This is a genomic window from Ornithinimicrobium sp. (genome assembly GCF_051004135.1).
Taxonomy (GTDB): Bacteria; Actinomycetota; Actinomycetes; order Actinomycetales; family Dermatophilaceae; genus Ornithinicoccus.
The window spans coordinates 1-9,141 of record NZ_JBPCKQ010000153.1; the positions used below are offsets into that span (position 1 = coordinate 1).

Genomic DNA, 9,141 nt, shown 5'->3' on the forward strand with positions numbered 1-9,141 from the left:
AGTGTTGCCGTTTACGTTAGCTCCCCACGGATACCAGTTGCCGTTCATCTCGTGGGCGAAGCGAACGTAGAGGGGCTTGTTCCATGCCGCTGCGTCCCTCGCCCACCGGCGGATGTAGGCATCGTGCCTGCCGGCGGCTACCTTGCGGAGGGCATACTTGGGCTGTTTCACCCCTCGACGGTGATTCCATGGCTCCCAGGTGACCATCGGCATGGCGCCCCGCTTCGCCACCGCATCGAGCCGAGGCTCATCAAACTCGCCATTGTTTTCCCAGCCTTGAAACCACATTACAATGGCCGGCCGCTTGCCAATAGTGTCGGTAAAACGGTCTATGCTCGACGGGTCCTTCGCCGTGTTAGGAAGGAACGCGCCGAGCGCGAGAGGGTCGCTATGCGCCCGAGTTTCCGCGGACGGAAGCGAGTCGTCACGCGTATTGGGAACTGCAACGGGCTCAGGAAGCAGTAAGCCTCCGATCAAGACCAGTGAGCCTAGGCCCAACGACGCGGCCAAGATCACCAACACACCCGGACGAAAGGATGATGGTAAAGCTCTTTTTTTCCGGGTCCCTCTCTTGGACACTTACCGCTCCGGTGTGCACACGTCGGTACCTTGTCTCCGAAACTACGTAGAGTAAGCACTTACGATACCACAAAGGGATTGCTCGACCCCCCGTCCAAGATCACTGAATAGTGGTCCGCTAAGCGGCGCATGGATTTGTTTTGCCCACGAATCCCGCAAGGCTAGCGGTGATTGCCTGAGTAAGCTGACGCTTTCCCAAGGGCGTTGAGACTCGTTCTGCGGCGGTGCATTGAGCCTCCTGCTATCGCAGTCGTCTCTGGTAGAGCGCCGACCCCGCTACTTTCTTGTATGCGGCCAACGATCGCCTCGACGAGTTGACCCGCCAGTCTCTCTCCTTGTTTCTATTAAACCAGACCACCGCCCTTACGCGGGGGAATCTGCGGCGCACATCCTCTTGCAGGCCGCGCCGGATCCAGGCCGCCTTGCGCCTACCGGACCCAGTCGAAGCTGTCTCCGCGATCATGACTGGCTTCCTGGTCAGCCGCGTGAGCTCTTTGTACGATGCCCCGAATACCTGGGCGAAACTCTGCCAGTTGCGAGAACCTACGTTGCCCCAGTTGTAGCCGTCGAGGGCGACCCAGTCGACATAGCGGTCTCCCGGATATAACGAAGCGTATCTGACCTTATTACACCTGACGTTTGGGGACCAGACCCAACGCACTTTAGTGGCTCCCTCTTGGCGGAAGATGCGCACCACGCGCCTCCAGGCGGCCACGTAGTGGGCGCTCGTGTTGCCGTTGACCCGGGCGCCCCACGGGTACCAGCCGCCATTCATCTCGTGGGCGAAGCGAACGTAGAGGGGCTTGTTCCACGCCGCGGCGTCCCGAGCCCACCGGCGGATATAGGCATCGTGCTTGCCGCGGGCGATGCTGCGGAGGGCGTACCTTGGCTGTCTGACGCCCCGACGATGGTCCCGCGGCTCCCACGTCACCATCGGCATGGCGCCCCGCTTCGCCACCGCGTTCATCCTTCTCGCGCTAAATCCCGTGTCCGACCAGCTCTCGTACCACATCACGACGGCGGGTTTCCTGCCGATCATTTTCGAGAATCGGTCGATTTTGGCCGGTTTCCAGGGAGCCCCATCTATCGCCGCTCCCAGAGCTATCGGCTTTCTCGAAGCGGCTGAGGCCGGATCGCTCGTCGTTTCTACGACCGCCACGGCTATCAAGGAGGCTGCCATGAACGAGATTAGTAACGTAGCCCAACTTATCCATTTTACTTGTTTGCCTTGCCGAGTTCTAGCCATCAGGCCCCCATCGATAGTGCTCGTGGGGAACTTTGTCCCCCCTAACAAGCGTCTTTGCCATACAGTTACCTGTATCGGCACAATCGAATGCGAACTTTAGTGTCGGCACGCTTTTTTTCTGAATTCGCTCATTGGCGACTTTGAGACTGGAGGTAGTCGGAGCAAGGATGACAGCCGTGTGCAGGACGGCGTGTCGGGAGCGGTCATCGTACTATGGGTTCCCTCCAGGGGACCTTCCCCCAGGGGGCCGACCGCAGGTTCGAGAAGGCGCGCTTCTCGCCTTCTCGAAAGAACGCCTCAAGAAAAGGTCAGGCAGTATGTCCAGAATGTGCTAACCGGCAGATGTACTGATCGCCCTGTCCTCCTAACATTCAATAACTGAACGTAAGGCAGGAGGAAAGTCAGCGTGTTGGCCACGCAGAATACACAGAAGGTGGGCATTGTAGGTCTCGGATACGTCGGGCTCCCGCTCGCAGTGGCTTTTGCTGAGGCAGGAGTCTCCGTGATCGGCGTGGAGAAGGACTCAAGAAAGGTCGCCGCACTCGCGGCCTGCGACTCCTATGTGGAGGACGTGCCGGGCGAACGTCTGGTCCCATTGGTCTCTTCTGGCAAGCTGAGGTTTACGAAAGACCATGCGGCGCTCAAGGAGGTCGGAGCAGTCGTGATATGTTTGCCGACGCCCCTGACCGAGAATCGGGAGCCAGATCTCTCGATACTAACTTCTGGAGCCCGCTCTGTCGCGCGCAACTTACGCGCGGGGGCCCTGGTAGTGCTGGAGAGTACTACCTATCCGGGCACGACCCGAGAGGTACTGTTGCCTATCCTAGAACGGAATGGCGCGAGCGCGAGAGACGCAGCGAAGCAACGGGCGCACCAGGTAGGAAAGGACTTTTACCTGGCTTTTTCTCCCGAGCGCATCGATCCCGGCAATCGGCGATACACAGTCCACAACATCCCCAAAGTCGTGGGGGGTGTGACCGACGAGTGCACCCGCCGGGCCTCAGAACTCTACGAAACCATAATAGAAGAAGTTCACCTGGTATCCGCACCCGAGAGTGCCGAAATGACCAAACTCTTAGAGAACATCTTTCGGGGGGTCAACATCGCCCTGGTCAACGAGCTTGCCGTCCTCTGCGACCGTATGAACGTGGACGTTTGGGAGGTTATTGAGGCCGCCAAGACCAAGCCTTTCGGATTCATGTCATTCTATCCGGGGCCTGGCCTCGGAGGGCATTGTATACCCGTGGATCCGTTTTACCTCTCGTGGCGGGCGCGGGCATACAATTCGACCACTGAGTTCATCGAGCTTGCAGGTAAAGTTAACGTGAGCATGCCGTACTACGCGGTGGGGAAGATCGTTTCATCCTTAAACGATAACGAACGAGCTGTTCGCGGCAGTCGGGTTTTGCTTTTGGGTGCAAGCTACAAGCCGAACGTCGGGGATCTGAGAGGAAGCCCTTCCCTGACCATTATCGAGCTATTGCGTGAAGCCGGCGCGAAAGTAGTGTATCATGATCCGTACGTTCCCTTCCTTCCCGGAAAGAAGCTTTCCTCAGTGGAGCTAACCCCTGACGAGGTTCGGAATGCCGATTGCGTGGTGATAGTCACCGACCACGACATCGTAGAACTCGAGCATGTACTCGCCAATGCCTCCAAAGTGGTCGACTTTCGCAATGCCGTTCGCCGGAGGACAGGCAGGTTGCCGGACAACGTAGAGGTACTTTAAGCCGCGCCTGACAAGAAACAAAACACGCTGACGAACGTCCGTCCAAGATTATACGGACGAAGAGCTGTGTAAAGTCGGCTTTCCTGGGCACATCAACAGGAAGAACCTGAGTATCTTCAATGCGCGAGATTGTGAACTCACTCCGGCGTTCTCACCTGAAGCCCGAACAAACAAGTTCGGGGGACTGTTCGGGGCACTATCCTGAAACATAGTGCCCCGATGGTCATTTTTCCATAGGAGTCGCAGCCGTGGGCCCTTTGCCTACCCGCGCTTCACCACCCAAAAGGACCATCTACTGATCTTTCTGTTTCCAGCAGCGTCTCTGGCTACTACCTTGACCACGTGACGCTTGTAGGCGAGGCGCCTGGTAGTGTAGCTCAGGCGATCCTGCCGGCGGTCGTAAGTGAAGCGTGGTTTCCTCTTGCCGTCCACGAACAACGCAATGTTGGCCTTTCTCAAATCGGTCACGTTGTCCCTGACCGTGGCTCGTATGGTGGGTTTGCGGTACCGGATTCGGGAACCCGGCGTCGGTGTGACGCGCGAGACAGTGGGCTTTGTAGTGTCGGTCACCGCGCCGGTCACTTTATAGCTCGCGGTGTAGGTGGTTGCCGTGGTGGGGGCGGTCACTACATGATTTTGCGCCTTGCCGTCTGACCAGGAAACGAACCTGTAGCTCTTGCCCCCTAACTGCTGCGGCGACGGTGCACCGATGGAGTTGCTCGAGCCGACGATCACCGTACGGCTGAAGGGAGTTGTCGTCCTGTTGTCGCCGACCAACAGCTTGAGCCCTGTAGGCCTTGTCTGGAATGTAAGCTTGACGGTTTGAGGGTCGAGCCGCACCTTTTTAGTGTTCTTTAGTCCTTGCTTATCCGTTGCTGTAAGCGACAGTTCCAGATACGAAGGATATTCGTGGTCCGGCGCCACGAAAGACCCGCTGGCAACGCCAGGGTAGTCTTGTATGGGGTGTTTGTGGCAAATATTTGCAGAGTAGCAGTGGTTGATAACCAGGGACCACGACAGCGCCGAGGAAGGCAAGGTTCCTTCCTGCGGGTCGGTCGCGGATCCGGAGAATGATATCTTTTGTCCCACCTTCCATTTGATGGCTCCCGGTTGCGTTATGGTCGCTGTAGGTGGGCTGTTACCGGCGCTAATTACGAGCGGCTGGTCGAGTGTGTCCGATGCCCCGCGGCTATCTGTGACCTTCAACCCCACGTTGCGGTTGCCTGTGGTGGTATAGGTCCGGCTAGGCTTCGGTGATGTTGAGTCGTTGTAAGCTCCGTCACCGTCCAGGTCCCAAGCGTAGCTGAGGGTGTCACCTGCGTCCGCATCGGTAGACTTGGTACCGTCGAAATTGACCGTCAAGGGCGTGGGGCCGCTGGTCGGGGTCGCCGTGGCGGCCGCCTTGGGTGGCGTGTTGGCGGCGAAGTGCTCCACGCGGCGGATGGTGCCGCCGGAAAAATCGACGTAGAAGAGGTCTCCACCCGGCCCGATCTTTAGCCCGACCGGATTCTCTGCACCGGCAACGAATGTGGCCCTTTGCTGTGGATCCGGTAATCCGTTTGCCCCTTTGAACATCGCCCATATGCACTTACGCGAGTAATCGGAGAAGAACAGCGCTCCACTGTACTTGGTCGGGTACGAACCTCCATTGTAAAAGGCCATGCCGGAGATGGAGGAGCTGCCAGTAGAGCACGTCTCGCCCGCCACCACCTTCTGGGCGTGATCGTAGGCGAAATAAGGCGCGGTCACCGCGCCTGGCCCGGCACTATACAGGTTTTCGCAGACGTTCACGTTCAAGGCGTCCCAGCCTGGGTGGCGGGGGGTGCCTTCGTAACAGGGCCATCCGAAGTTTTTTACTCCCCCGGTAGGGTTCGCCACGCGATTGATCTCCTCATACTTTCCCCCGCCGACATCTCCGGCCCAGACCTCGTTAGTGCCCGGCCTTATAGTGAACCGGAAAGGATTGCGCATCCCGTGGGCGACGATGCGGCGAGCATTGGGATCCGGATTGCCGGCAAGGGGATTCGTCGGCAGCGCGGCGCCGGTGTCGGGCTCAACACGTGCAATAGTTCCGCTCAGGCCCACCGAATCTCCCGCCGTGCGCAGGTCCTGGCTTCTCAGGGCGCCACCCTGGGCGCCCGGTAGCGTCTGTGTTCCTCCGACCCCTACGGGAGGGTCGCCGCAGGGATTGGGCGGAGAACCCGCCTGACCGTAGTCGGTGAAGGTGAAGCTCGCACCTTCGCCGCCGCTGACGTAGAGGGCCCCATCAGCACCGAAGTTTATGCTGCCGATTGAGTGACTCGGGTACTGTTGGCACCAATCCTCGATCAGCACCTTCTCGCCGCCCGTCGTCGTGTTTCCAGATGCTTGCAGACGAGAGAGCCGCCCGCTAACAACGCATCCGTCGCCGGTGGCGCCGGGCGGGGTTGGACAGGGATCTGAACTGACTCCCGGCTGGCCCCATCGAGGGGCGGTGCCGCCAATAGGTGCGTCGTGGGCGTAGAGTACATATACATACGGACGCGTGGGAAAGTTCGGATCCAGGGCCATGCCCAGCAGGCCGCGATCCCAGAAGTTGTATGTGTTGGTGCGCAGGTCGGCGAAGACGGTGGGTGTAGTATCGGACAAACCATCAAAGACCTTGATCAGGCCGCTCTTCTCAGCCACGAAGACCTTGCCACCTTTCGCGAACTCAACCGCCGTCGGGTTGTTCAGGCCGCTGAAAACCACCGACTCTTGAAAGCCTGATGGTAACGATGCCACGGCATCTGCCTCGGGCTGAGGCACCAGGGCCAGCGCAACGATTGATAAGGCGACTGCTGCCATGATCGCCAGCGTCCTGGAGAACCGTAAGGTTCCTGCACCGTTCCTTTTCGCCATGATTCCTCCCTCTACAGAGCAGCCGGATCTGCCTGCCGTGTTCGAAGACCTACCGCGCCTCATAAAACAGGTCCAACCATGTGATGTGCTAACCCTCTTTCCGAACAATCACTGGCCCCTTCCATAGGGACACCGGATCCCTAGTCCGCCAGTTTATTGCACCTGATATTATTATTGTGTCAAACGGCGCGAAGAAATCGCATCCCCCAATCGGCACATTTGTGACGGCCCTCGGTAGCGACCTAACTTTTGTCGTGAGTCTTTGTCGTGAATCCTTTACATAGGAACGAAATAGGCCGTGTGACCTATGCGCCTGTATGATCATCGAGTGTAAATTGTGTGTGTTGGGCCGAGTAGGTTCTTCCTCTTCGCCCGTCCCGAAGAAAGCAGCAAAGGCTCTGGCCGGGGACTTGAATTGAGGTTCTTTGAACGGATTGGAGAAAAGCAGCGGTGAAAAACCAAAAGTGAAGTCCATCACGTCCATCATCGCCAAGCATGTGGTGACGCATCACGTTGCTTAGGCGCTACACAAAAGTGACAGTGCTCATCCTGACGATCATTGTTTTGGCGATCGACGGGTATTTCGTCTACGTGTTCTACCAGAACCCTCAAAATTTTCCCATTCTGGGCGATGGAGTCCGCGACGTCGCTTCTGCCGCTGCCGATGACGCCGCTGTCGAGGAGGTGAGTTCGAGGGCCAGCATAACCGCCGTCGTTCACCACGCCACATCCGCAAACATCGTGGACAACAGCACCTACATTGACCATCCATTGATCAACAACAACCCTGACGCCGTTCTTTTGGCCACCCGGGTTCGGGATCAGGACGAAGGCGCTAGCGACGCTCACCCTATAGGTGTTTGGTACGATGCAAACCGCGGCGGTAAGTGGGCGATCTTCAACCAGGATCTCGCGGCCATCCCCAAGGGCGCAATATTTAATGTAACCTTTTCGGAGGGGCCGGGCGAAGCTGTGTTCGTCCACCGCGCCATATCCGCAAACACCGTGGACAACAGCACCTACATCGACCACCCCTTGGCCAACAACAACCTCGACGCTGTCCTCACGGTGACTCCCAACTGGAATCCGGGAGGAGGTACTGGCATCTACAATGTCCACCCCGTGGGTGTTTGGTACGACGACGCCGAAGAAAAGTGGGCGATCCTCAACCAAGACCTTGCCCCGATGCCCAAGAGGGCTGCCTTCGACGTAGCCGTATCGGACGGCACCACACCGGCAAAATAGCGGCGCTGCACGCAGCGTATGAATCAACAGCGTAGGAAGGCAACCACTCTAGAAACCTGAAAATGGAAGAGGTCTATCTCAAAGACTATAGGACCTTTGAGGAGGCCGAGCAGAACACAGGCGAGTTCATAGAGGAAGTCTGCAACAAGAAGCGATTGCATTCGAGTGTGGACTTGACCCCGGTCGGCGGACAAACCAGAGTTTCGGATGTGAAAGCCGACGAAGGGAGTCCACAACATGCCGGGAGCAACACCGAGCTACCCGCCAGAGTATCCTGATGCAGTTGTCAAGCGGCCAGATGCACCTCCTGGTAGATGGTTCTATCTCTGAGCATCGCCCACAGTACGTTCACCCTGCGGCGTGCCAGCGCTATCACAGCCTGGTCGTGCATCTTGCCCTCGGCCCGTTTTCGCTGGTAGTAATCCCTGCTTTTCTCATGGTGACTAATGGCGCAGTAGGCTGACTGGTAGAAGACCCTCTTCAACGCCCTGTTGCCTTTTTTCGGTCTTCGCTGGTAAGAGAGGCTGCCCGATGCCCTGAGCACGGGCGCGATGCCCGCAGCTGCGGCGAAGCGATCTGGCGATCCGTAACGACCGATGTCGTCCACCTCCGCCAAGAACTCGGCCGTCAAGATCAGGCCCATTCCCGGCAGGCTCCCAACGATCTCCCCGTTTCGGTCGGCCTCCACCAATTCCTCAAGGCGCTTTTCGAGATCGGCTATCCTCTCCTTGGTTCTCAGGAGCTCCCGGGCTATCTCGGAGGCCAGAGTGGCCTTGACCTCGGCGACGGGCAACTCGTGTCGTTGGGCTTTGGCCGCGACAAGAGCCTTCTCGGCCAAGGCTTCCTCAGGAAGCTCCGTAAGGAGAATAAGGTCCTGCGCCAGGAGCGGGAGGTCCTCCGAAAAGCGACGGCCTTTTTCGCCAGGGAAGACGGGATCCGGTGAGCATTTACAGGCTCATCGACGCGGAGAAGGCCACTTACCCGATCTCGCTACTGTGCCGGGTACTTCGGGTTTCGAGGAGCGGCTACTACGACTGGAAGGACCGCCCGCCTTCGAGGAGAGACAGAGAAAACGCCCAGCTCACCGAGCAGATCAGGGAGATCCACGAACGTAGTCGAAGGATCTACGGCTACCCGAGAGTGCATGCTGAGCTCAGAGCTTTGGGAGTGCGTTGCTCTCGCAAGCGAGTAGCGAGGCTAATGCGGAAAGCTGGCTTACGTGGCTGCCTGCGCGATAGGAAGAAACGTACCACCCGCCGGGACAAACGGGCTGTCCCCGCCCCAGACCTCGTGAGGAGAAATTTCCATACCATCGCGCCAAATAGACTCTGGACGGCGGAAATAGTCTGTACGCAAATGGCAAAAACGCACCTTCTCGCTCTCCGGGGTCGTGGGGATGACGTATCGGATCTCGACGTCGCCGTCGGTAACCACCACCCGATCGATGAGTAGCTCTGCTAGTTGT

7 protein-coding genes and 2 pseudogenes are annotated in these 9,141 nt (G+C 58.3%); 4 read left to right on the forward strand and 5 right to left on the reverse strand.

The annotated features are described in order from the left end of the window. Window positions 1-516, reverse strand: a pseudogene (locus ACR2FV_RS10400) (hypothetical protein); the annotation flags it as partial. 304 nt (window positions 517-820) lie between these two features. Then, window positions 821-1,759, reverse strand: a complete 939-nt coding sequence (locus ACR2FV_RS10405) for a glycoside hydrolase family 26 protein (protein WP_434015624.1) — start codon at window positions 1,757-1,759, stop codon at window positions 821-823. 472 nt (window positions 1,760-2,231) lie between these two features. On the opposite strand from ACR2FV_RS10405, the gene ACR2FV_RS10410 reads away from it, so the two are divergent. Further along, window positions 2,232-3,551 (forward strand): nucleotide sugar dehydrogenase, encoded by a 1,320-nt coding sequence (locus tag ACR2FV_RS10410; protein ID WP_434015625.1) that lies wholly within the window; start codon window positions 2,232-2,234, stop codon window positions 3,549-3,551. Window positions 3,552-3,812: 261 nt separating this feature from the next. On the opposite strand, the gene ACR2FV_RS10415 is transcribed toward ACR2FV_RS10410, so the two are convergent. After that, on the reverse strand, window positions 3,813-6,431 hold the full coding sequence (locus ACR2FV_RS10415; protein WP_434015626.1) for a PQQ-dependent sugar dehydrogenase: 2,619 nt from the start codon (window positions 6,429-6,431) through the stop codon (window positions 3,813-3,815). A 534-nt stretch (window positions 6,432-6,965) separates the two neighbouring features. Between ACR2FV_RS10415 and ACR2FV_RS10420 the strand changes: the two genes are divergently transcribed. Together ACR2FV_RS10420 and ACR2FV_RS10425 are read left to right on the forward strand one after the other, a co-directional pair. Further along, the gene (locus ACR2FV_RS10420; RefSeq protein WP_434015627.1) at window positions 6,966-7,676 is read left to right on the forward strand and encodes a DUF7452 domain-containing protein; all 711 of its coding nucleotides are present in this window, start codon (window positions 6,966-6,968) and stop codon (window positions 7,674-7,676) included. Between the two features lie 62 nt (window positions 7,677-7,738). Beyond that, entirely contained in the window at window positions 7,739-7,954 is a 216-nt protein-coding gene (locus ACR2FV_RS10425; protein WP_434015628.1) for a hypothetical protein, read from the forward strand. 8 nt (window positions 7,955-7,962) lie between these two features. Here ACR2FV_RS10425 and ACR2FV_RS10430 read toward each other — a convergent pair whose 3' ends face one another. Further along, entirely contained in the window at window positions 7,963-8,514 is a 552-nt protein-coding gene (locus ACR2FV_RS10430; RefSeq protein WP_434015629.1) for a transposase, read from the reverse strand. 101 nt (window positions 8,515-8,615) lie between these two features. Between ACR2FV_RS10430 and ACR2FV_RS10435 the strand changes: the two are divergent. Next, window positions 8,616-8,849, forward strand: a pseudogene (locus tag ACR2FV_RS10435) (IS3 family transposase); the annotation flags it as partial. 42 nt (window positions 8,850-8,891) lie between these two features. Here the strand turns inward: ACR2FV_RS10435 and ACR2FV_RS10440 are convergent. Continuing rightward, window positions 8,892-9,141: hypothetical protein (locus ACR2FV_RS10440; protein WP_434015630.1), on the reverse strand; the 250-nt coding region annotated here is incomplete at its 5' end.